The 22,030-nt window shown below is 50.9% G+C and carries 21 protein-coding genes, 1 pseudogene and 1 riboswitch; of the genes and pseudogenes, 17 read left to right on the forward strand and 5 right to left on the reverse strand.

The features are described 5' to 3' along the window. Positions 1 to 92: 92 nt before the first annotated feature. From ftsY to glpG, 6 genes are all read left to right on the forward strand, one after another. Positions 93 to 1,310 carry a signal recognition particle-docking protein FtsY gene (gene ftsY, locus E6C74_RS17490; RefSeq protein WP_136487339.1) on the forward strand — a complete coding sequence of 406 codons (1,218 nt, stop codon included), beginning with the start codon at positions 93 to 95 and terminating at the stop codon, positions 1,308 to 1,310. A gap of 63 nt (positions 1,311 to 1,373) precedes the next feature. Further along, positions 1,374 to 2,048: a cell division ATP-binding protein FtsE gene (ftsE, locus tag E6C74_RS17495; protein ID WP_136487340.1), complete on the forward strand. Its 675-nt coding sequence runs from the start codon at positions 1,374 to 1,376 to the stop codon at positions 2,046 to 2,048. Beyond that, the gene (gene ftsX / locus E6C74_RS17500; RefSeq protein WP_136487341.1) at positions 2,038 to 3,021 is read left to right on the forward strand and encodes a permease-like cell division protein FtsX; all 984 of its coding nucleotides are present in this window, start codon (positions 2,038 to 2,040) and stop codon (positions 3,019 to 3,021) included. The genes ftsE and ftsX overlap by 11 nt, the downstream gene beginning before the upstream one ends. A gap of 168 nt (positions 3,022 to 3,189) precedes the next feature. Continuing rightward, positions 3,190 to 4,047, forward strand: coding sequence for an RNA polymerase sigma factor RpoH (gene rpoH, locus E6C74_RS17505; protein WP_136487342.1), 858 nt, complete (start codon positions 3,190 to 3,192; stop codon positions 4,045 to 4,047). A 392-nt stretch (positions 4,048 to 4,439) separates the two neighbouring features. Further along, positions 4,440 to 4,760: a thiosulfate sulfurtransferase GlpE gene (gene glpE, locus E6C74_RS17515; RefSeq protein WP_136487343.1), complete on the forward strand. Its 321-nt coding sequence runs from the start codon at positions 4,440 to 4,442 to the stop codon at positions 4,758 to 4,760. Between the two features lie 3 nt (positions 4,761 to 4,763). Further along, positions 4,764 to 5,609, forward strand: a complete 846-nt coding sequence (glpG, locus tag E6C74_RS17520) for a rhomboid family intramembrane serine protease GlpG (protein WP_136487344.1) — start codon at positions 4,764 to 4,766, stop codon at positions 5,607 to 5,609. A 13-nt stretch (positions 5,610 to 5,622) separates the two neighbouring features. On the opposite strand, the gene E6C74_RS17525 is transcribed toward glpG, so the two are convergent. Then, positions 5,623 to 6,030 (reverse strand): flagellar basal body-associated protein FliL, encoded by a 408-nt coding sequence (locus E6C74_RS17525; RefSeq protein WP_136487345.1) that lies wholly within the window; start codon positions 6,028 to 6,030, stop codon positions 5,623 to 5,625. Between the two features lie 165 nt (positions 6,031 to 6,195). Between E6C74_RS17525 and E6C74_RS17530 the strand changes: the two genes are divergently transcribed. Both E6C74_RS17530 and ubiA read left to right on the forward strand, forming a co-directional pair. Beyond that, complete coding sequence (locus E6C74_RS17530) at positions 6,196 to 6,729, forward strand: chorismate lyase (RefSeq protein WP_136487346.1); 534 nt, start codon at positions 6,196 to 6,198, stop codon at positions 6,727 to 6,729. Continuing rightward, complete coding sequence (gene ubiA / locus E6C74_RS17535) at positions 6,730 to 7,584, forward strand: 4-hydroxybenzoate octaprenyltransferase (protein WP_136487347.1); 855 nt, start codon at positions 6,730 to 6,732, stop codon at positions 7,582 to 7,584. It begins immediately after the preceding gene. A 112-nt stretch (positions 7,585 to 7,696) separates the two neighbouring features. Here the strand turns inward: ubiA and plsB are convergent, their stop codons facing one another. Further along, entirely contained in the window at positions 7,697 to 10,120 is a 2,424-nt protein-coding gene (plsB, locus tag E6C74_RS17540) for a glycerol-3-phosphate 1-O-acyltransferase PlsB (RefSeq protein WP_136487348.1), read from the reverse strand. 217 nt (positions 10,121 to 10,337) lie between these two features. On the opposite strand from plsB, the gene E6C74_RS17545 reads away from it, so the two are divergent. From E6C74_RS17545 to dinF, 4 genes are all read left to right on the forward strand, one after another. Continuing rightward, the gene (locus E6C74_RS17545) at positions 10,338 to 10,700 is read left to right on the forward strand and encodes a diacylglycerol kinase (RefSeq protein ID WP_136487349.1); all 363 of its coding nucleotides are present in this window, start codon (positions 10,338 to 10,340) and stop codon (positions 10,698 to 10,700) included. A 93-nt stretch (positions 10,701 to 10,793) separates the two neighbouring features. Continuing rightward, positions 10,794 to 11,420: a transcriptional repressor LexA gene (lexA, locus tag E6C74_RS17555; protein WP_136487350.1), complete on the forward strand. Its 627-nt coding sequence runs from the start codon at positions 10,794 to 10,796 to the stop codon at positions 11,418 to 11,420. 79 nt (positions 11,421 to 11,499) lie between these two features. Beyond that, positions 11,500 to 12,318 (forward strand): class I SAM-dependent methyltransferase, encoded by an 819-nt coding sequence (locus E6C74_RS17560; RefSeq protein ID WP_168797052.1) that lies wholly within the window; start codon positions 11,500 to 11,502, stop codon positions 12,316 to 12,318. Positions 12,319 to 12,469: 151 nt separating this feature from the next. Continuing rightward, complete coding sequence (gene dinF, locus E6C74_RS17565; protein ID WP_136487363.1) at positions 12,470 to 13,777, forward strand: MATE family efflux transporter DinF; 1,308 nt, start codon at positions 12,470 to 12,472, stop codon at positions 13,775 to 13,777. 74 nt (positions 13,778 to 13,851) lie between these two features. Here the strand turns inward: dinF and sthA are convergent, their stop codons facing one another. Then, positions 13,852 to 15,252 (reverse strand): Si-specific NAD(P)(+) transhydrogenase, encoded by a 1,401-nt coding sequence (gene sthA / locus E6C74_RS17570; protein ID WP_136487352.1) that lies wholly within the window; start codon positions 15,250 to 15,252, stop codon positions 13,852 to 13,854. A gap of 287 nt (positions 15,253 to 15,539) precedes the next feature. Here sthA and fabR point away from each other — a divergent pair, with 287 nt between their 5' ends. Continuing rightward, entirely contained in the window at positions 15,540 to 16,181 is a 642-nt protein-coding gene (gene fabR, locus E6C74_RS17575; protein WP_136487353.1) for an HTH-type transcriptional repressor FabR, read from the forward strand. After that, positions 16,181 to 16,552, forward strand: a complete 372-nt coding sequence (locus E6C74_RS17580) for a YijD family membrane protein (RefSeq protein WP_136487354.1) — start codon at positions 16,181 to 16,183, stop codon at positions 16,550 to 16,552. The genes fabR and E6C74_RS17580 overlap by 1 nt, the downstream gene beginning before the upstream one ends. 72 nt (positions 16,553 to 16,624) lie before the next feature. On the opposite strand, the gene trmA is transcribed toward E6C74_RS17580, so the two are convergent. Then, a complete protein-coding gene (gene trmA, locus E6C74_RS17585; RefSeq protein WP_136487355.1) occupies positions 16,625 to 17,734 on the reverse strand; it encodes a tRNA (uridine(54)-C5)-methyltransferase TrmA in 1,110 nt (369 codons plus the stop codon). 187 nt (positions 17,735 to 17,921) lie between these two features. Further along, a riboswitch (cobalamin riboswitch) is annotated at positions 17,922 to 18,117 on the forward strand. 48 nt (positions 18,118 to 18,165) lie between these two features. On the opposite strand from trmA, the gene E6C74_RS17590 reads away from it, so the two are divergent. From E6C74_RS17590 to murI, 3 genes and pseudogenes are all read left to right on the forward strand, one after another. Further along, a complete protein-coding gene (locus tag E6C74_RS17590) occupies positions 18,166 to 19,935 on the forward strand; it encodes a TonB-dependent receptor (protein ID WP_136487356.1) in 1,770 nt (589 codons plus the stop codon). A 150-nt stretch (positions 19,936 to 20,085) separates the two neighbouring features. Continuing rightward, positions 20,086 to 20,268, forward strand: a pseudogene (locus tag E6C74_RS17595) (hypothetical protein); the annotation flags it as partial. A 47-nt stretch (positions 20,269 to 20,315) separates the two neighbouring features. Continuing rightward, entirely contained in the window at positions 20,316 to 21,125 is an 810-nt protein-coding gene (gene murI, locus E6C74_RS17600) for a glutamate racemase (protein ID WP_136487358.1), read from the forward strand. Here murI and E6C74_RS17605 read toward each other — a convergent pair. Beyond that, complete coding sequence (locus E6C74_RS17605; RefSeq protein ID WP_136487359.1) at positions 21,079 to 21,540, reverse strand: RNA-binding protein; 462 nt, start codon at positions 21,538 to 21,540, stop codon at positions 21,079 to 21,081. The genes murI and E6C74_RS17605 overlap by 47 nt on opposite strands. Positions 21,541 to 22,030 lie beyond the last annotated feature (490 nt).

Raw genomic sequence — 22,030 nt, forward strand, 5'->3', positions numbered from 1 at the left:
GTATACCCAAGTGACCTTGCCTGGCCTGGCGCACAGGTGGTGCGTGAGATGACTTAGGTATGATTTGTTAAATAAATCCAGGATAACCCCAGATGACGGAAAAGAAGAAGCGTGGCTTACTGTCATGGCTTGGCTTTGGTGATGAAGAACCAGGGCAGAAACCAGCAACCGAAAACGAACTTGAGCAGCAACCCGATGTAGAGCCATCCCAGCCGGAGGTTGAAGAGCCGCCGCAAGAGCCACAGGCTACGCGAGCAGAAGCAGAAGCAGAAGCAGAAGCAGACGCAGAAGAAACATCTGAGCTGCCGGCTGAGCAAGAGATTGAACCTGAGATTGAACCTGAACCTGAGATTGTACAACCGGCTGTGGTTGAACAAGAAAAGCCGACCGAAAGCTTTTTCGCCCGCCTGAAACGCAGTCTGAGCCGCACCAAAGCCAACATAGGTGCAGGTTTCTTCGGTCTGTTTAAAGGCAAGAAGATTGACGACGATCTGTTTGAAGAGCTGGAAGAGCAACTGCTGGTGGCCGATGTCGGTATGGACACCACCTTGAAGATCATCCAGAACCTGACCGAGAAATCGACCCGTCAGCAGCTGCGTGATGGTGAAGCCCTGTACGGACTGCTGAAAGAAGAGATGGGTGAAATCCTGTCTCAGGTTGAGCAGCCGCTGCAAGTCGACAGTTCAAAAACGCCGTACGTGATCCTGATGGTCGGTGTAAATGGCGTGGGTAAAACCACCACCATTGGTAAGCTGGCCAAACAGTTTCAGTCAGAAGGCAAGAAAGTCATGCTGGCTGCCGGCGATACTTTCCGCGCTGCTGCGGTTGAGCAGCTGCAGGTCTGGGGTCAGCGTAACAATGTGCCGGTGATTGCGCAGCATACGGGTGCCGACAGTGCGTCGGTTATCTACGATGCGATTGAAGCGGCCAAAGCGCGCGGTGTTGATGTGGTGATTGCTGATACGGCCGGGCGTCTGCAGAACAAAGCCAATCTGATGGAAGAGCTGCGTAAGATTGTCCGCGTGATGAAGAAGATTGATGAGTCGGCACCGCATGAAATCATGCTGACGCTGGATGCTGGTACCGGCCAGAACGCGATCAGCCAGGCCAAACTGTTCAGTGACGTGGCACCATTGACCGGGATTACTCTGACCAAACTGGATGGCACAGCGAAAGGTGGTGTGATCTTTGCGCTTGCGGATCAGTTCCAGATCCCGATCCGCTACATTGGTGTGGGCGAGGGCATCGACGATTTACGTCCGTTTGCCAGCCAGGAATTTATTGACGCGCTGTTCAGCCGCGAAGAGTAAACCGAATGGAGCGCAGCGCCCGTGTTACTGGCACTGCGCTCTGTATTCACAGGGGAAGGATGCGTGATTAAGTTTCAACAAGTAAGTAAAGCCTACCGTGGCGGACGTCAGGCGCTGCAGAAAGTCGATTTTCATTTGCGCCGGGGCGAAATGGCCTTTCTCGGTGGACATTCCGGAGCGGGGAAAAGCACGCTGCTCAAGCTGATTTGTGCGATTGAGCGGCCGAATGACGGCAAAATCAGTTTCAACGGACACGATATTACCCGTATTCCCAGCAAAGACATTCCTTTCCTGCGCCGCAATATCGGTATTGTGTTTCAGGAGCATCGTTTGCTGATGGATCGCAGTGTCTATGAAAACGTGGCGCTGCCGATGCGGATAGAATCGATCGCGGAAAGTGAGATTAAACGCCGGGTTAATGCGGCGCTGGATAAAACCGGCCTGCTGGATAAAGCTCGCAGCCTGCCGACTCAGCTGTCCGGTGGTGAACAGCAGCGGGTGGGCATTGCCCGAGCGGTGGTTAACCGTCCGACCTTACTGCTGGCTGATGAGCCAACCGGTAACCTGGATCCGGAGCTATCCAACCGTATCCTGCGTCTGTTCGAAGAGTTCAACCGCGCCGGAGTGACGATTCTGTTGGCGACGCACGATATTAATCTGGTCAATTCCCGGCCTCAGTATCGTCATCTGGAGCTTAACCAGGGCTTTTTGAGCGAGGTAGAAGATTATGGCCATTAAGCCAAAGGGTAACACTGCTAATGCGCGCAAGCCTGCGGTCGGACGGGATAAGAAACGCGCCAAAACCGATAGCTTTTTTACGGTACATCGTAAACAGGCCAAAGCCTCGTTTTCGGCGTTATGGCAGCGTCCGCTTGGTAATCTGCTTACCCTGGCAGTGATCTCAATGGCATTAGCGCTGCCGGCCAGCCTCTATTTACTCAGCAAGAACATCGCGTCGGTGGCGGATAACGTTGCCAGTCCGTCACAAATCAGTATCTATTTACGTGAGAGCACGCCGGAAGCGCGCATCATGGTGCTCAAAGATCAGGTGGAAAGCCGTACTGATGTGGCCAAGGTTGATTATATCTCTTCACAGCAAGGGCTGGATGAGCTCAGCCAGTATGCCGGATTCGATCAGGCGATCAGCCTGCTGGATGAATATGCGCTGCCTGGTGTGCTGGTGATTACCCCGGCGGTAGAAGACAAAGCGCGCATTACGGCGATTGCCCGTTCACTGCATGGTGAAGAAGACGTGACCGATGTTCGTCTGGATGAAGACTGGCTGACCCGTCTGGATGCGATTCGGAATCTGACCACGATCGTCGTGGTTTGCTTGTCGCTGCTGATGCTGGCTTCGGTATTTCTCATCGTCGGCAACACGCTGCGCTTTAATGTCCAGGCCAATAAAGATGAAATCCAGACCATGAAGCTGATTGGTGCGACCGACAGCTATATCTTGCGTCCTTATCTGTATTCCGGGATGTGGTTCGGTTTCCTCGGTGCAATGACCGCCTGGCTGATGACGGCGCTGATCACCATTTTACTCAATGGTGCGGTGGAAGAGTTAGCCCGTCTGTATGACAGTCGTTTTCGTCTGATCGGCCTGAGCTGGGATGAATCTTTGCTGCTGCTGATGCTGGGTACACTGCTCGGTTGTGTGGCTGCGCGGGTATCTGCGCGTCGCCATTTACGCGAGATTGAACCAGTTTAATTGCCGGCGGTCATATTACTGCAAAGTTGTTTTGTCACCCTGGGGGAGTCACTTGTCACTCTCGGCAGTTTGTGCATAATGACCAATCGACCCTTGATCCTTGTTCATTTTGAGTTCAATATTGACGGGTTAAACTGTATTCCAGATCAGAGATTGATGAGGATTTGAATGACTAACCAAGCGTATCCAATGGCTCTCGTTTCACAGGACAGCTTAGACAGCTACATTCGTTCCGTAAACAGCTATCCAATGCTGACGGCTGACGAAGAGCGTGAAATGGCTGAGCGTTTACACTACTCCGGTGAGATCGAAGCGGCGAAAGGGCTGATCCTGTCGCATCTTCGCTTTGTTGTTCATGTTGCTCGCGGCTACTCCGGTTATGGTCTGCCAATGGCAGACCTGGTACAGGAAGGTAATATCGGCCTGATGAAAGCGGTTAAACGCTTTAACCCGGAAATGGGCGTCAGACTGGTCTCCTTTGCGGTGCACTGGATTAAAGCGGAAATTCACGAATACGTCCTGCGTAACTGGCGTATCGTCAAAATTGCCACCACCAAAGCGCAGCGTAAGTTGTTCTTCAATTTACGTAAGTCGAAAAAACGCCTTGGCTGGTTTAATAACGGCGAAGTCGAAACAGTAGCTAAAGAGCTGGGTGTCGATCCGGCTGAAGTGCGTGAGATGGAATCCCGTCTGGCGGCACAAGATGCCACGTTTGAAATGTCCGCTGATGATGATGACAATCCGAATGCTTACACTGCGCCGGTGTTGTATCTTGAGGACAAGCAGTCGGATCTGGCTGACAATGTCGAAGCGCAGAACTGGGAAGCCCACACCACGCAACGCCTGACACAGGCGATGTCGACCCTTGATGAGCGCAGCCAGCACATTGTGCGCTCGCGCTGGCTGGACGATCAGAAAGCCACGCTGCAGGAGCTGGCAGAAATGTATAACGTTTCTGCCGAACGTATCCGCCAGCTGGAAAAGAATGCGATGAAAAAGCTTAAAGACGCCGTGGGTGAGTTCTAAACCTCACGACGGCCTGACAGTCAAAACCGAGATCTCCGGATCTCGGTTTTTTTATGCCTGATCGAAAAGTAAGATCGCCTTGGTTTACTTACCTTGTGGATAACTCTGTGACAAAATTATTTACTGACTGTCATCAAGCAGGGTAAATCAAGGCCTGAACGCTGTTTTATATTTGGGGATATGTTTATCTTTACACACAGAAAAATAAGGATCATCACAAGATGTTGTGGATCGAACTTTCTCAAACCACTTTATCAACGCAATCCACAGAATTATCCACAAATGACGAATATTTGATCACTGGTGGATAACCTTACTGGTGTCGTGTACTTGTTGAGCACTGGATAGGTTACAATGTGTGCCGGTAAATAATGCTCAACAGAGAACTTAACATGGACCAATTTCAGCACATCGACGTTGCTGGCGCCCAGGCGCTGATCGAACAACACAATGCCAAGCTTCTGGACATTCGTGATCCCCAGTCATTTGCCGTCGCGCATGCCAAAGATGCCTATCACCTGACCAACGACACTATCGTTGCCTTTATGGATCAGACCGAGTTTGATGAACCTGTCTTAGTGATGTGCTATCACGGCATCAGCAGTCAGGGCGCGGCTCAATACCTGGTTAACCAGGGATTCGAACAGGTGTATAGTGTAGACGGCGGTTTTGAGGCCTGGCACCGGGCTAACCTTCCTATCGAAGCGAGCTGATTTATGATTAAACTGATCTCCCTGAACAATCCGCGCATGGCGCAGGCTTTTATTGATTACATGGCATCGCGCCACATTGATATTCAGATGATGCCAGAGGAGGGAGGCCAGTTTGCGCTGTGGCTGACAGATGAACAGCACCTGATAGAGGCGGAAGCAGAACTGCAACATTTCCTGCACAACCCCAATCACAGTAAATATCAGGCGGCATCCTGGGCGCTGGCCGAATCACGCCAGTCCCGCTTTGTTTATCGCTCGCCTAGCATGCTCACCATGCTGCGCTCTAAAGCCGGTCCGGTTACTTTAGGTACCATGCTGTTGTGTGCTGCGATTTTCGCGCTGTCACTGCTGGGAATGGGAAATCAGATCTTTGCGGCACTGCACTTTCCTGCTCACGGCGGACAGCAGTGGCAGCTCTGGCGCTGGTTCAGTCATGCATTGCTGCATTTCTCGGTACTGCACATTGCCTTTAACCTGCTGTGGTGGTGGCAACTGGGTGGTGACATTGAAAAGCGGCTCGGCAGTGGCAAGCTAGTGCAGATATTTCTGCTGTCGGCGGCCCTGTCCGGAGCCGGGCAATACTGGGTGGAGGGGGCGAACTTCGGTGGTTTGTCCGGAGTGGTGTACGCATTGGTCGGCTATCTTTGGATGCTGAGCGTACGGGCGCCGCATCTCGGACTGACGATGCCCAAAGCGCTGATCGGCTTTATGCTGGTCTGGCTGGTGCTGGGCTTCGTACAGCCTTTTATGGCTATCGCTAATTCTGCCCATCTGGCAGGCCTGGTTACCGGCGTCATTCTTGGTTTACATGATGCCGGACGTTTGCAATCTAAAGGTGCGGATGCCTGAGCTGCCGCCCGGATTACTGATAAATATACTTAGTGAACAGCAGATCAGCGATCAGCTTGCGACCGGTTTCCGGTAGCAGCACACTGTTGAGGTCGTCGACCAGGGTTTTACGCAGATCTTCGCGTCCCGCCAGAGATTTAATCGTGTCTTCACTCTGTTTACCCAGCAGCTCGACGACCGCGTCGCGGATCAGCGGCTGATGGCGTTCAACCAGCGGCAGGTCGGCACTGTTGGCCACCATAATATCGATGCGTACCTGGATATAGCCGAGCTTTTTACCCTGAGTAAAAAAGTTGGTGGTCAGATCCGGCTCAAGCGTGAAGTAAGCCAGTTTGGGCGCCTCTTCATCACTGGCATAAACTGCACCAGGTAAGACAAGGCTGGCGGCCAGTATGGCGTGGACTAGGTAACGTTTAAGCATATTTGTGCCTGTTCTTTCTTCTGTTCCTGATACTCGAAGCGCCAGACTCTTGTTACAATAGCGCATCATTAGACAACAAATGCTGCATAGGGTCGGACTGGTTTGGGAATGAGCTTGCATTCGATCTCTATTGTATGACGAATAAGCGTCATATTGAATACTAGTATGAATCAAACAACTGCGTTTTATCTGGCCGCATTGCGCCAGGTCAGCTGGCAACAGCCTGAACAATTTACTTATCCTGACGAGAATGCCAAAACCTGGTTACTTGAGCTGGGCTCGTTGTCACATCTGATGGCAGCACACTGTGAGCATTTCAGCGTCAAATTACTCCACAACCAGTTTACTGCTGCCGCTGAGTTGCATGCCGATGAAGTGCAGCTCTTGAGTGAAGAGCAGTGTCTGCTGCGTCAGGTGGTGTTACAGGGCGATGCGGTGCCATGGGCTCTGGGCAGTACGTTAATTCCACTTTCCTCCATGCAGCAACGTGACTGGCAGCAGCAGGGCGATACTCCGCTCGGCGAGACGATATTCAGTTGTGAAACTGTGAAACGAGATGCTTTGCAGGTCGGATGGGCCGAGACATCCCGTGGTAAATTACTCGCGCGCCGCTCCCGTTTATGGATGCAGCATAAACCCATGTTAGTGGCAGAACTGTTTTTGCCCGATTCACCGATTTACTCCAAGGAGAGAGTGTAAATGAATGCAGAAAAAGCCCGCGCATTGTGGCAGTTAATGCGTATGGATCGTCCGATTGGCTCATTGCTGCTGATGTGGCCGACGATTTGGGCACTGATTCTGGCCGCGCGCGGTATGCCGGATTGGAACGTATTGCTGGTGTTTGTTATCGGAGTATTTGCGATGCGCTCGGCTGGCTGTGTGATCAATGATTTTGCTGACCGTAAGGTAGACGGACACGTTAAACGTACCGCCTCGCGTCCGTTGCCATCCGGCAAAGTGACCGCCCGGGAGGCGATGATCCTGTTCATTTCCCTGTCTGTGCTCTCGTTTCTGCTGGTTCTGACCATGAATCCGCTGACGATTAAGCTCTCGTTTGCCGGGCTGGTGCTGGCTTTCATCTATCCGTTTATGAAGCGTTATACCCATTTACCGCAGTTCTTTTTGGGGCTGGCTTTCAGTTGGTCGATTCCGATGGCTTGGGCCGCGCAGGCGAATGAACTGCCACCTGTGGTGTGGTTTGTGTTTGTTATTAATCTGCTGTGGACGGTGGCTTATGATACTCAGTACGCCATGGTGGATCGCGATGATGATCTGCTGATCGGAATTAAGTCGACCGCTATTTTGTTTGGTCGTTTTGACAAGCTGATTATCGGGGTATTGCAACTGCTGACCGTCGCTATGCTGATTGCGTTGGGGATCAGTGAGCAACTGGGTGGCAGCTACTACTGGGGCGTTTTGATTGCCAGTGGGCTGTTTGCTTACCAGCAGCGTTTGATTCGCCACCGTGAGCGGATGCCGTGCTTTCAGGCGTTCCTCAACAACAACTATGTCGGCATGGCGATAGCGGTCGCGATCTTTATTTCACTGATGTAACCCGATAAAAAAGGCATCCATGCGGATGCCTTTTTTATACCCTGTTCCCGTCCCCTCTGTCCTGTATGGGAACAGGGGGCGGGAAGGGGTGAATAGGACGGCTGCTGCGTCGTTACTCTGCCTGACAGATACTTTCCGAAATAGTTAAGCGTACTTCAGAGTGCAGCATCGCATTGACCATACGTGACAGATGACGAATCTGCTCCTGATTGTTGTTACCCTCGGCATCGACATAGCCTTGTTGCTTGAGGGTGACAAACAGCGCGGCAAACACACCTTTGTCGAAAAATTCCGGCGCATTGATCCCGTGCAGACGGCCCAGACGCTGTGCGATCTCCTGACTCTTGGCCTCCAGATCAGCTTTGGCCAGATGCGGGCATGCAACCAGCAGGTTGAGCGCAATCGCATAGCGCTGCAGGGTTTCCGAGATGGTGCGTCCCAGCAGCATCAGTACCTGAGTGTTAGCCTGATTAATGGTTGCAACCCCATCTTCTACCGTCAGTAACTGCTGGCTTTCCAGCTCGGCCAGATACTGATCTACCCTTTCATCCAGCTGATCAGCGGCAATACTCAGGAACAGCTCCTGTTGCAAAAACGGATACACCTTGGCGACACAGGTCTTGATCTGGCTGACCGGCATCTGCTGCTGGCGAATCAGCATCTGCGCAATCAGCGACGGCAATGCCAGCAGATGAATGATGTTATTGCGGTAGTAGGTCATTAAAATCGACTGGTTACGATCCAGGGAAACAATGTCGCCCATGGTATCGCTTTCGACCACAAACTTATCCAGTGACTCAGCATGCTCGACCAGACTCTGGGCACTTTCATCCGGAATGGTGAAGGTGGCCGAGTAGGGCACATTGCGCAGCAGAGACAGGTAGCAGTCAATCTGTTTGATCAGCTTGTCACGCGCCAGCGCGCGCTGACGTGAGGCCAGCAGTGCCGTCGCGCACAGGGTCATGGCATTGGCCGCCGCGGCATCGTTGATATGGGTCATCATCTTAGTGGCCAGCGTATTGACCACCGGATTCATCCATTGCGGCTTGCTGCTGCCCATGGGGTCGATGTCCTGGGTCCACTGCGGTACCTGTTCATTAAGAAAGGCATTCAGCGGAATCGGTTCACCGAAGTTAACGTAACCCTGGCCGAAATTGCGTAGTTTGCGGATGGTACGCAGCACCAGGCTGGCATTCTCTTTCTCTTTGCGTTTGCCGCGCAGCTCTTTGGCGTAAGTGCCTACTTCCATCACATGTTCGTAGCCGATGTAGACCGGAACCAGAGTGACCGGACGATTGAGACCGCGCAGCATGGCCTGAATGGTCATCGCCAGCATGCCGGTTTTAGCCTGCAGCAGGCGACCGGTACGCGAGCGTCCGCCTTCGCTGAAGTACTCGACCGAGTAGCCTTTACTGAACAGCTCGGCCAGATACTCGCGGAAAATGGTTGAATATAGCTTATTGCCTTTAAAGCTGCGGCGGATAAAGAACGCACCGCCACGGCGGAAAATTGGCCCAGCCGGGAAGAAATTGAGGTTGATACCGGCGGCAATGTGCGGCGGAACCAGACCTTCATGATAGAGCACGTACGACAGCAGCAAATAATCCATATGGCTGCGATGACAAGGGACATAGACAATTTCGTGCCCGTCCTGTGCCAGGCGGCGCACGGTCGCGGCGTTGTTGATATTCAGCCCCTGATAGATGCGATTCCACAGCCAGCCCAGCAGACGATCGCCTTTTTTCACCAGTGAGTAGGAGAAATCCGCGGCAATTTCATCCAGAATCGCGTGGGCTTCTTTACGCGCTTTTTCCAGCGAAATATTTTTCGCCGCCGCTTCATCATGGATCGCTTTTTCGATCGCCGGTGAATCCATCAGGCGCTCAAACAGCCGCTGACGTTGTGGCAGGTTAGGGCCTGAGGCCGCCAGTTTCTGGCGTGAGAAGTGAATGCGGGCAACCCGGGCCAGCTTGTGAGCAATCGACGCGTCGGTGCCGTGTTCGTCTGCCATATAGCGCAGTGAGACGACCGGGCTGAAGCGCAGCAGGCAGTCGCGGCCTGAGCTGAGTACGGCTTTGGCTTTCTGGGCACCATTCAGAGCCAGCAGATAAGGGCGTTCACGACCTTCCTGACCGGGTTTCCGCCCCCACAATACACTGGCCGGAATGACCTGAACATCCAGTTGTTGATCGCTGTGGTGCAACTTAAGCAGTTCCGAGAAGGTATCAATCGAGTCGCTCGGCACGTGGTTATCATCCTGCAGCAGCGCCGGACGTGATGAGATGAACACGTAGCGGTTCAGGGTCTGGCCGTTGATCTCCAGCGGCTGCAGCGGATCGGGTAAACCGGCTTTCAGTGCGAGGGTCTGCAGAGTCAGCAAATCGACATTGGAGCGAAATGGTAGTGCGTAGACAATCGGCTTGTTAATATCTATATCCAGATCCTCAATCGGATTGGATGGAATGGCGGTTCCTTTAACCAGCATCGAGAGCGGCAGTTTTAACAGGGAACGCGATAACGAGTGTCCAGAAGACATAAGGTTCAGAGCCTCAAATATGGATACATGACCAGAGTATCAAGCTGTACTTCGCGCTGTGATTCATTGAAATGAAACAAGATGCGCAGACAGTAAAATACGTTGCAGTCGGTGTCTTTTTTGAGCTGCAAGAATACCAGAAACTGGTCAAACCTTTTAATATAATTGGGCTTATTTACGTCATTTCTGAGTGAAATGTTGGGAACAGGAACATAAAGTGCAAAAAAAGAATCCGCAGGGATTAAAACGTATCCTCAAGGCCAGTCGCTATTCATACCAGGGAATTGGGGCCGCGTTTAAAAATGAAGCGGCCTTTCGTGAAGAGATTATTCTGGCGTGTGTCTTGATTCCGCTTGCGGTGTGGCTCGATGTCAGCCAACTGGAACGGGTACTGATGATCGCCACAGTGTTATTGGTCATGGTGGTTGAGTTGCTCAACAGTGCGATTGAAGCTGTGGTGGACCGCATCGGCCCCGAACACCATGAACTGGCGGGACGCGCCAAAGACATGGGATCGGCCGCGGTATTTATCACCATGCTGCTCTGTGGCTATGTCTGGATAGAGGCCCTGTTTATCTGAACAGCGCTTTATCTAAAAAACAAGCAATTGGCTTTCCATTTCACCAATTACTGGATATACTCACAGTCAACTGTATAAAAAGACAGGTGACTTATGAAGCCGTTAACGCCACGCCAACAAGAAGTGTTTGATCTGATTAAAAGTAAGATCGAAGAAACCGGAATGCCACCTACTCGGGCGGAAATCGCTCGTGAACTGGGTTTTCGCTCAGCTAATGCAGCCGAAGAACACCTCAAAGCACTGGCACGCAAGCAAGTGATTGAGATCGTTCCGGGTGCCTCACGCGGCATTCGTATTCTGCTTGGAGCGGCCAACGATGAAGCCGATGAAATCGGATTACCGCTGATTGGCCGTGTTGCCGCGGGTGAACCGATTCTGGCTCAGGAGCATGTAGAGACTCATTATCAGGTCGATCCTGGCATGTTCCGTCCGCAGGCTGACTTTCTGCTGCGGGTGCAAGGCGAAAGCATGAAGAACATCGGTATTATGGATGGTGATCTGCTGGCAGTGCATAAAACTCAGGACGTGCGTAATGGTCAGGTCGTGGTGGCGCGGGTCGAAGAGGATGTAACGGTAAAACGTCTTGAGCGTAACGGCGCGAAAGTGCTATTGCACGCAGAAAACGAAGCGTTTGCCCCAATCGAAGTCGACCTCACCTGTCAGGAAATGACTATCGAAGGTATCGCAGTCGGTATTATCCGCAATACTGACTGGATGTGAGGTTAGTTGAGATTTATTCTCAATAACTTGCCAATCTAATTGATATTCATTATCATCTTTCTTGTGTCACACAAGGAAGATGATAATGCGCCCGAATCAATCCCCTGCAACACGACGCTACCCGATACCGGCTAACCTGATGCAACCGCTGTGGTTACGTAGCCGTGAGAGCCTGGTCGATAATGGTCTGGTTTATGACCCGATTGCCGCGTCCGCCTGTCAGCGCTGTCAGCTGGCGCCGGAATGTTTATCCGGCGATATCGATCAAAAACAGTTACTGCATGCCACGCTGACCCAATTGTGCGATCAGCAGGTACGAGCTTTCCTGCAATCTCATCCTGATGGCTGGATTGTCAATGTCGGTGCCGGCCTGGACACCCGTTTTTATCGGGTGGATAACGGGCGCTGCCACTGGATTGAACTCGATGTGACGGAGAATCTGCTCTGGCGACAAAAACTGTTTCACCGTAGCGAGCGCTACCAGCATGACTGCGGCAGTGTCAGCGATCTCTCCTGGCTCGATTGTCTGCCAGTCCCCGAATATGCCCCGATTCTGATAGTGTGTGAACATGCGTTGCTGGATTGTCAGGCCGATCAGGTTGCGCGTTTTATCCGCGCCCTGGGGCTTAACTTTGTTAATGCCAGTGCTTGTTTGGTGCTGGCCGGCGATAAAGCCGCCAGCCGGTTGGGGCAGAGCATGGGAGCCGGCCAATATCAGCATGGTTTCAGCGATGCCGCCCATGCGGTACTCAACTGTTTACCCTGGGCACGCAGCGTGCGGTTGTATTCCCCCCTGGATCAGCACTGCGGGCGCTGGAAGTTCTGGCAGCGGGTGGTGAGTAAGCTGGGCGGTTATAAGCACAGATTTACTCCGATTGTCACTTCGCTCCGCTGGTAATTGATTTCGTTAAGCACGGGTAACTGGCCTGGCTGAGCACGCAATCGGGCGGTTGGCGTAGCCGCTGCCGGTTAACTCAGATACACTTTGCGTTCTATTGTCAGAGGGTAAAGTGGTGCAATCTTTTTTTCATATCTTAGCCAATCCGGCCATGCACCGTAAGGTGCTGTGGCTGGCGATTCCTATGGTGCTTTCCAATATTACCATTCCATTGCTTGGCCTGGTCGATGCGGCCGTGATCGGTCATCTTCAGCATGCCTGGTATCTGGGCGGTGTTGCTCTGGGCAGTACGGTTATCAGTGTCTGTTTCTGGTTACTCGGTTTTTTGCGGATGTCGACCACAGGTCTGACGGCTCAGGCGCTGGGGGCCGATAATGGCTTTAACCTCGCCCGGGTGTGGCTGCAGGGTATGCTGATGGCGCTGGGTTTTGCTTTGGTGTTCTTGTTAGGGCACCGCTATCTGGCTGAGCTGGTGTTCGGCCTGAGTAGTGCCAGTGAGCAGGTTAAGCAGGCCGCTCAGGACTACTTTGTGGTGCGTGCCTGGAGTGCGCCGGCGTCTCTGGCTAACTATGTGCTGCTTGGCTGGTTGCTCGGCACCCAGAATGCACGCGCACCGATGTGGATGGTGATCATCACCAACACGGTTAATATTGTACTCGACCTGCTGTTTGTGATCGGATTTGGCTGGCAGGTGCAGGGGGCGGCGCTGGCGTCAGTGATCGCAGATTACAGTGGCATGTTGTTCGGCCTGTGGTGTGTGTGGCGCTACTGGCTGCGTGAGCAACTGCCGGCGTTAGCGGAGGTATTGCGTGTCTCTACTCAGGATCTTGGCCGCTTTGTGCGCCTGAACCGCGATATTTTCCTGCGTTCACTCTGTCTGCAAGCGGCTTTTAGTTTTATGACCTTTCAGGGGGCCGCATTTGGCGATCAGACCGTGGCCGCTAATGCGGTGCTGATGAGTTTTGTCATGATCATCTCTTACGGTATGGACGGCTTCGCTTATGCGATGGAAGCCATGGTCGGTAAAGCGATGGGAGCTAAGAGTGAGCAGCAGCTCAAGGCGGCCATGGTCGGCAGTGCATTCTGGAGTGTGATCATCTGTGTCGTCCTGACGCTGGTTTTTGCTTACAGCGGTTCAACCCTGATCGGTTTAATTACCGATATACCAGCAGTACAGGCGACCGCGTATCAATATTTACCCTGGTTAGTCGCCATGCCGCTGACATCCATGTGGTGTTTTCTGCTGGATGGCGTGTTTATCGGCGCGACCAAAGGGCGCGAGATGCGCAACTGTATGTTTGTGGCCGGCTTGACCTATTTTGTTCTGTTTTTTGCGTTTTCAGACTGGGGCAATCATGCTTTATGGCTGGCGATGCTGGGTTTTATGGCGATGCGCGGTGTGTCTCTTGGTGTACTGTTGGTGAAGCAATGGCGTAGCGGGACTTTCCTGGCGGCCTGAATCCGGGATGAATGCTCTGAACAAAAAACGCAGCACGAGGCTGCGTTTTTTATGTCGGATTGATTTAAGCCCATTCAGAACAGGCGATTCAAACCATTCAACGCGGCGACCCGGTAAGCTTCCGCCATGGTCGGGTAGTTGAAGGTAGTGTTAACGAAATACTCAATGGTATTGGCTTCACCTTTCTGCTCCATGATCGCCTGACCGATATGGATGATTTCCGCGGCACGTTCACCAAAGCAGTGAATGCCGAGAATTTCTCTGGTTTCACGATGGAACAGGATTTTCAGACTGCCCACATCCATGCCGGCAATTTGTGCGCGTGCCAGATGTTTAAACGAGGAGCGGCCGACTTCATACGGGACTTTGGCGGCGGTCAGTTCCTGCTCGGTACGACCCACTGAGCTGATTTCCGGAATGGTGTAAATACCGGTCGGAATATCCTCAATCAGTTTGTTGGTTGCGCTGCCCTGGGTAATCGCCTGGGCGGTAAAGCGGCCCTGATCGTAGGCGGCACTGGCCAGGCTAGGGTAGCCGATAACATCACCGACCGCATAGATATGGTCGACGTCAGTCTGGTAGTTGCCGTTAACTTTCAACTGGCCGCGCGAGTCCGGACTCAGGCCGACTACTTCCAGGTTCAGTTTGTCGGTATTACCGGTGCGACCATTGGCATACAGGATACAGTCAGCTTTCATCTTCTTGCCCGACTTGAGATGGACAATCACGCCATCTTCGGTACCTTCAATTTTCTCATAGGTTTCATCGTTGCGGATGATCACACCGCTGTTCCAGAAGTGATAGGACAGAGCATCGGAGATTTCATTGTCGAGGAAAGCCAGAAGTCGGTCTCGGGTATTAATTAAGTCGGTTTTCACCCCCAACCCGCGAAAAATTGAGGCATACTCACAACCAATCACACCGGCTCCATATATGATGATGTGTCTTGGGTCATGTTTCAGGCTCAGAATCGAATCGCTGTCGTAAATACGCGAGTGATCGAAATCAACATCAGCCGGGCGATAAGGACGTGAACCGGTGGCGATAATAAACTTATCGGCAGTGTAAAGGTCAACCGTGTTGTCACTCTTGGTCACTGCGACGGTATGAGCATCGACAAAATGGGCGCTACCAAAAATCAGTGAGCACTCATTGCGGTCATAAAAGCCCTGGCGCAGACGGGTCTGTTTATCAATCACGGATTTTGCATGGCCAAGAATATTGGAGAAGGTCGCATGCAGGCTGGTGTTGTTTTTGCAAAAGAGCGGGTTACTGTTGAATTCAATGATCCGGCTAACCGCATGACGTAACGCCTTGGAAGGTATGGTTCCCCAGTGGGTACATCCGCCGCCGACACCGTTTTCTTTCTCTATGATGGCGACATTCATTCCCGCTTTGGTGAGCCCCATAGCGGCCCCTTCACCGCCCGGGCCGCTACCGATTACAATGACGTCAAAGTGGTTAGGTTGTGCCATAGGATTTCCTTGTTATATTCACTTAACATTGCTGTAGCGATATTTTAACTGATTCTGTCGTGTGGTAAATCGCGTTCCCATCACAGAGTGCAGAGGATCACGCTATAAACGGCAAAAATTTAGGTGATTAACTCTAGAGTGATGGATAACGGCCAGCGCTTAGCGTGATGACGCAGTCGCGAAATTGTCTGTTGCTTCAAACAGACGCATTTTGCCCCTTAGACAAGTTTCACATTCGCGTTATAGTATGAGCCAACATTTCGGGTCAGGCAGAGAACTAACGCAGTATGAAATCCACGGGTATTCGTGCACAGCAAAAAGAGAAAACGCGTCGTTCACTGATAGATGCTGCATTCAGCCAACTGAGTGCGGATCGGAGTTTTTCCAATCTGAGCTTACGGGAAGTTGCCCGCGAAGCCGGGATTGCTCCGACGTCCTTTTATCGCCATTTTAAAGATATGGATGAGCTCGGGCTCACCATGGTGGATGAAGGTGGTTTATTGCTGCGGCAGTTGATGCGTCAGGCGCGTCAGCGGATCGTCAAAGAAGGCAGCGTAATCCGTACCTCGGTAGAGACCTTTATGGAATTCATTGAAAGCAGCCCGAACGTGTTTCGTTTATTACTCCGCGAACGTTCCGGCACGTCATTTGAATTTCGTGCCGCAGTGGCTCGAGAAATTGAGCACTTTTCTGCGGAATTAACTGAATATCTGGTGAATACTGGTATGAACAGGGAAGAGGCCACAACTCAGGCCGAAGCTTCTGTGACTCTGGTATTCAGCTCCGGTGCTCAGGCGCTGGATTTAGACCGGCGCTCACGCGATGAATTGGCGGAGCGCCTTATCATGCAGTTGCGAATGATTGCCAAGGGTGCATTCTGGTATCGCAAAGAACGTGAACGTAATCGACTGAAAGGCGGGATAGATTAATGTCGAAGGATAGCAGCAAAACCAAACAAGGTTCAGAACGGAAAACTCTGGTATTGGCGGTCGTGGCCGGTATGTGCGGAGACGCACTTTTGTCCTGGTTGACCATGAGTGAAATTTCTTTTTCTATTTTTCCGGTGATTGCACTGGTGTTGTCAGTACAGGCGTTGTACCAGGAGTACCTCAGCCACCCGGTGTCAGAGGATATTCCTCTGGTCGGCCTGGCGTGTTTCTTTGTCGGTGCATTTGGTCATAATGCGTTTGTCAAAGCGCAGTACCCGGATTCTGGCTCTAACTTCTTTGCCATTATTGTGGCGTTGTTACTGCTGGTGTGGATTGGCAGAAAACTGGGTTACCTGGGCCGCGCTTCTTAACCGGAATTCCGGTTGCACAAGATCGAAAGTAAAAAACGAGCCATGTGGCTCGTTTTTTGTTGGCAGTAAGGCTTACGCTTTGCGCTCAAGCAGTACGCCCGCTTCCATATGGTGGGTGTAAGGAAACTGGTCAAACAGGGCAAAACGGGTCACGTTGTGGGTTTGACCGAGGATATCCAAGTTCTCTTTCAGTGTTTCCGGATTGCAGGAGATGTACAGGATACGTTGGTAGCCTTGCACCATTTTACAGGTATCGACATCCATACCAGAGCGTGGCGGGTCGACAAAAATGGTGTTGCAGTTGTAGCTTTTCAGGTCCACACCGGCATCTTTCAGGCGGTTGAACTCACGTTTGCCTTCCATCGCCTGGGTAAAGTCTTCCGCCGACATGCGAATGATCTGCACGTTGTCGATGTGGTTGGCGGCAATGTTGTATTGTGCCGATTCAACAGACGGCTTGGCCAGCTCGGTTGCCAGAACACGCTCGAAGTTCTGCGCCAGAGCCAGGGAGAAGTTACCGTTACCACAGTACAGCTCCAGCAGATCACCCTGACTGTCCTGAGTACAGTCGACCGCCCATTCCAGCATTTTTTCTGCCACTTTACCGTTAGGCTGGGTAAAGCTGTTCTCTACCTGCTGATAAATGTATGGCTGGCCGTTGACGTGCAGTTTCTCCACCACATAGTCACGGTCCATCACGATTTTCATCTTACGCGCACGGCCAATCAGGTTAAGATTAAAGCCTTCATCATTCAGGCGCTGTTTCAGCTTGTCAGCCGCTGCTTTCCACTCTTCATCCAACTGACGGTGGTAAAGCAGTGAGACCAGTACTTCGCCGCTCAGGGTTGAGAGGAAATCCACCTGGAACAGTTTACGGCGCAGGGTGTCATTGTCTTTCATCGCATCAATCAGTAACGGCATCAAATCGTTAATCAGACGACTGGCGGCCGGGAACTGGTCAACGCGGTATTTTTCGCGCGTTTCCTGGTTGAACATGATGTAGTACATGTCGTCGCCTTCGTGCCAGACGCGGAATTCTGCACGCATACGGTAATGCTGCTGCGGAGACTCGAACACTTCCAATTCCGGCACCTGGTAAGCCTGGAACATATCGGTCAGGCGCGAGACCTTTTCTTCCAGCTGTGCTTGGTATTGGTTCGGGTTTACATCAAGAGTCGCCATGGTTTTACCTTTTTGTGGTGCAGTGAAATAGAAAGTACTTTCAATAAAAGAGCGCAGATTTTATTCAATCCCGCGCGCTTGTCCAGTCTTGTCCCCGATTCGTTGTGTTTTGCTCTCATCACAACATCGGAATGGTTAAAAATATAGTTGAAGATAATCTCAGCTAGACAATTCATTGATGGGTGCATACTATCACGCCCAAGCTGGTGTTTTTAGCAACCTAGACGTCTAAAAACTGAAAAGGGAATCTGGTGCGAATCCAGAACTGACGCGCAGCGGTAAGAGAGAACGAAAACTCAAAGGACACTGCATAAGTGGGAAGTCGAGTAAGTAGGTGACAGTGCTCTCAAGTCCGAAGACCTGCCAGCAACTGAGCGAAGTAGTGGAATCCAGTGATGCTCAGTCGGTTTAACGCGATTTAGGACAATATAATGAATAAATCCCTTCTGGCGATGGCAGTTGCATCGCTGCTTCCTTACGCCCCTGTGTCTTTGGCGCAGGACACTGCTGCAGATGAAACTGTCGTCGTGACGGCAAACCGTTTTGCACAGACTCTGCAATCAACCACCTCACCAATTGAAGTGGTGACTCGTCAGGATATCGAACGCATTCAGGCCAACAATTTGTTGGAAGTGTTGCGAACCCTGCCTGGTGTTCAGGTTGCAGCCAACGGTGGCTATGGTCAGACACAAAGTTTGTTTGTACGCGGTACAAACTCCAGTCATGTTCTGGTTTTGATTGATGGCGTGCGTTTTGGTAGTGCGACTACAGGTACCGCTTCAATCTCAGCGATTCCATTAGTGGGTGTTGAACGTATTGAGTTTTTGCGTGGCAGCCGAGCTGCACTGTATGGCTCAGATGCGATTGGTGGTGTGATTAATATTATTACCGCCACTCAGGGCTCTGAACATCAAATCTCAGCCACAGCTGGCAGCGACAACTATTATTCAGGTCAACTGTTGACTTCTGGACAGGTAACGGACGATCTGCATATGTCATTGGGTTTATCAGGCGTTGATACTGACGGCTATTCAGTGCAAACCAGTGATCCTGATGATGATGGTTATCGCGCGAAAAGTGTTACTGCTAACGCCAACTACACCATTAGCAATAACTGGGATGTCGGCTTATTGGTGATGGCGGAAGAGGGCGATGTAGAATTTGACGGCTATTATGTGCGTGGTGATGAGACCTTGTACAACATTGTGACACGTCTTAACTACCATGATGAGATATTGCAATCCCGACTGACCGCGAGCACTAATCAGGATAAGTCAAATAGCTTTACTGCTGCCTCAGATAAAAGCCTGTACCAGACCGATCGTCACGAATTCTCTTTTGATAACCAATATGCTTTGAGCAACGCGCTATCTGTCGGAGTAGGGATTAACTGGTTTAAAGATGATGTTTCTCAATCGACGGTAGGTTATGACGAAAGCTCACGTACCAACTTGGGTGTCTACCTATCATCTTTGTATCAGGCTGAACAATACAATGTTGAAGCCGCTGTGCGCAGTGACGACAACCAGCGTTATGGTCAGAATACTACCTGGCAACTGGGTGCTGGTTATAAAATCAACGACGTGTATCGGGTGACGGCAAACGCGGGGACGGCTTTTAAAGCGCCGACATTTAACCAACTTTATTACCCAGGTTATGGCAATCCAGATATTAAACCTGAAAAATCAAAGAACTATGAAGTGGGTATGACGGCCCAATACGAGTTCGCAGATTTTCGCTTCAATATATACCGTAATGAACTGACTGATATGATTGGTTCATCACCGTTGCAGAACTATGGTGAAGTGACGATTAATGGTCTTGAAGTCGGAGCGTCGTTTGAAACTGGCCCGTTACAGCACAAACTTTCGTATGATTTAACTGATGCGGAAGATAAAGAAACAGGTAACGAGTTGGCCCGTCGTGCCAAGCACAGCGCTAAGTGGAATCTGTTTTATGAGTTAGACCAGTGGTCATTCAATATGGATTACCTATTCCAAGGTAAACGTTTTGATGATTCCTCAAACGAAGATAAGCTAGCTGCTTACTCGCTAGTCGATATCTCTACCGCTTATCGATTCACGAATGGTGTTACTCTTTCCGGAAAAGTGGGTAACTTATTCGATAAAGAGTATGAGACCGCGGCCGGTTATCTGACTCCAGAGCGTAAATACTACGCGACTGTCGCGTACCAGTTCTAACCAAGTGAAGCCGCCTTCGGGCGGTTTTTGCTTTCTTGGGGATGAGCAAAATGCTGGAGCCATCATGAAAAATGTCGTGCTGAGCTGGTCAGCGGGTAAAGATTACACCTTAACTCTGCTCAGATTACAGGAGAGTGCCGAACCTGAGCTATTGCCCCTTGTGGTGAGAACGGTGAATTTCATATCCTCGTGACCTGGGCTCCGGTCTTTCGCGGCCGGATTGAGCTCACGCTCACTTCTGTGCTGTGTGGTGAGCGTTTTTGTCATCAGCGTTATCTGGCGCGCATTTACCTGGATGGGCAGGAGTTGCCTAATCCGGAAGAGGGAGTATGATCAGGGCGTTTATTATCTTCCTAATGATGTGACCATCAGGGTACCACGTGTCTGATCATCCCCAATACAAAGCACTTATATTTGATTCCGGTGTCGGCGGTTTGTCGGTCTACCGTGAAATACAGGCGCGTCTGCCTCAACTCAGTTATACCTACCTGTTTGATAATGCCGCATACCCATATGGTGAACTGGCGCAGGATACACTTCTGCATCGGGTGGAAGCTTTGGTGACTGGGTTAGTCGATCAGCAGGGGTTCGATATTGTCATTATTGCCTGTAATACCGCGAGCACCATTGTATTACCTGTTCTTCGGTCCAGATTGAATATTCCTGTGGTCGGTGTGGTACCAGCGATAAAGCCGGCATCTGTACTGGCGCATAAGGCCGTGGGCTTAATCGCAACGCCTGCGACTATTACCCGCCAGTATACTCACGATCTGATCCGTGATTTTGCATTGAATAAAAGTGTCGAGCTTTTGGGATCAACCCGGCTGGTGGATATGGCTGAAGAAAAGTTGCGAGGTCAACCTGTCGATTTGGAGGAGTTGGCCACAATCTTGAGTCCGCTTCATAATCAGATTGATGTAGCGGTATTGGGATGCACTCATTTCCCACTTATCAAGGCAGAGATCCAGACAGTGTTGGGAGAGGAGGTCATCTTGGTGGACTCCGGCCAAGCGATCGCTCGTCGGGTAGAAGAGTTATTGGAGATTAGTGCTGGTGAGCAGCAGGAGAGTGCGCACAACATCTTCTCCAGCGCACCTCCCTGGCAGGAAGATGCGTTGAATCGAACGCTGGCGCAACTCGGCTTTAGTCCTGTTCGCCCATACCCTCTTCAGGGTGTTTTGGATCATTAGCAATTCGTACTTTCAGAGTACGCTGCATATAATCCTTTTCGTTTAAAGCATCAATGGCGGTTTGCGCATGGCCAGCTGCCATTACCACAAAACCAAATCCGCGACGCTTACCTGTTCGTTTGTCTTTCATCAGACGAACTGCGAACACTTCACCATGTTGAGCAAACAGATCACGGACGTGAGATTCGTTTGCTTTATATGGCAGATTACCTACATACAAAGTTTTGGTTGCCGTTGAAGATTCATCCTGAGATTTGAATGGCGACGATGTGGAAGTAAAAAGTTTAAAGATAATTGCTGCTGCCACAACACCAAGCACAAAGCTCACGGAAGGGTGAGTTGATACCTGAGAGAAAATGATAGCGCCTAAAACAATAAGGACGACTATCCATAACATCGATTTTTTTGAGTTCATATTGGAATACTACTTTTCAGCATAAAAATAAGATGCGTGCCTAGATTAACAAAATAGACACATGAATCTTACGTATATGCTTCGTTTTTTTCCAACCAATTGCTGTGACCCCCCTCAAATGTTGGAATTTTATTCGATAAACAGCCATTTGGTGGCTTTTTAAGCGAACGGGAAATTATTTGCAAAAAGTGCTTGTCATAATTCCAGACCTCCCTATAATGCCGCCTCACCGACACGGAGTGAGACAAATATCACAAAGTGGTTAGCGGTAAAGAGTTAAGAAAGTTTGAAAATAACGATTGACTCTAAAAAAGTTTAGCGTATTATACGCACCCCTAGCAACGGCGCTTAAAGCGAAGGTTTTGCTGGTGGAAATGCTCTTTAACAATATAAACCTATCAATCTGTGTGGGCACTCGTTGATGATAATCGAAGATGATTCTAAAGAATCAACTTAGGTATCAATGAACTGAGTGACCAATTTGAATGAG

Source organism: Vibrio sp. H11, assembly GCF_004804295.1.
Lineage (GTDB): Bacteria > Pseudomonadota > Gammaproteobacteria > Enterobacterales > Vibrionaceae > Vibrio > Vibrio ostreae.

Excerpts from the sequence above, each read along its gene's own strand:
- fabR (WP_136487353.1), top strand. The coding sequence starts at position 15,540 with ATGAAATCCACGGGTATTCGTGCACAGCAAAAAGAGAAAACGCGTCGT.
- trmA (WP_136487355.1), bottom strand. The coding sequence starts at position 17,734 with ATGGCGACTCTTGATGTAAACCCGAACCAATACCAAGCACAGCTGGAA.
- ftsX (WP_136487341.1), top strand. The coding sequence starts at position 2,038 with ATGGCCATTAAGCCAAAGGGTAACACTGCTAATGCGCGCAAGCCTGCG.
- glpE (WP_136487343.1), top strand. The coding sequence starts at position 4,440 with ATGGACCAATTTCAGCACATCGACGTTGCTGGCGCCCAGGCGCTGATC.
- E6C74_RS17590 (WP_136487356.1), top strand. The coding sequence starts at position 18,166 with ATGAATAAATCCCTTCTGGCGATGGCAGTTGCATCGCTGCTTCCTTAC.
- ftsY (WP_136487339.1), top strand. The coding sequence starts at position 93 with ATGACGGAAAAGAAGAAGCGTGGCTTACTGTCATGGCTTGGCTTTGGT.
- E6C74_RS17525 (WP_136487345.1), bottom strand. The coding sequence starts at position 6,030 with ATGCTTAAACGTTACCTAGTCCACGCCATACTGGCCGCCAGCCTTGTC.
- E6C74_RS17530 (WP_136487346.1), top strand. The coding sequence starts at position 6,196 with ATGAATCAAACAACTGCGTTTTATCTGGCCGCATTGCGCCAGGTCAGC.
- plsB (WP_136487348.1), bottom strand. The coding sequence starts at position 10,120 with ATGTCTTCTGGACACTCGTTATCGCGTTCCCTGTTAAAACTGCCGCTC.
- E6C74_RS17605 (WP_136487359.1), bottom strand. The coding sequence starts at position 21,540 with ATGAACTCAAAAAAATCGATGTTATGGATAGTCGTCCTTATTGTTTTA.
- lexA (WP_136487350.1), top strand. The coding sequence starts at position 10,794 with ATGAAGCCGTTAACGCCACGCCAACAAGAAGTGTTTGATCTGATTAAA.
- glpG (WP_136487344.1), top strand. The coding sequence starts at position 4,764 with ATGATTAAACTGATCTCCCTGAACAATCCGCGCATGGCGCAGGCTTTT.
- sthA (WP_136487352.1), bottom strand. The coding sequence starts at position 15,252 with ATGGCACAACCTAACCACTTTGACGTCATTGTAATCGGTAGCGGCCCG.
- E6C74_RS17560 (WP_168797052.1), top strand. The coding sequence starts at position 11,500 with ATGATAATGCGCCCGAATCAATCCCCTGCAACACGACGCTACCCGATA.
- E6C74_RS17580 (WP_136487354.1), top strand. The coding sequence starts at position 16,181 with ATGTCGAAGGATAGCAGCAAAACCAAACAAGGTTCAGAACGGAAAACT.
- ubiA (WP_136487347.1), top strand. The coding sequence starts at position 6,730 with ATGAATGCAGAAAAAGCCCGCGCATTGTGGCAGTTAATGCGTATGGAT.
- dinF (WP_136487363.1), top strand. The coding sequence starts at position 12,470 with ATGCACCGTAAGGTGCTGTGGCTGGCGATTCCTATGGTGCTTTCCAAT.
- rpoH (WP_136487342.1), top strand. The coding sequence starts at position 3,190 with ATGACTAACCAAGCGTATCCAATGGCTCTCGTTTCACAGGACAGCTTA.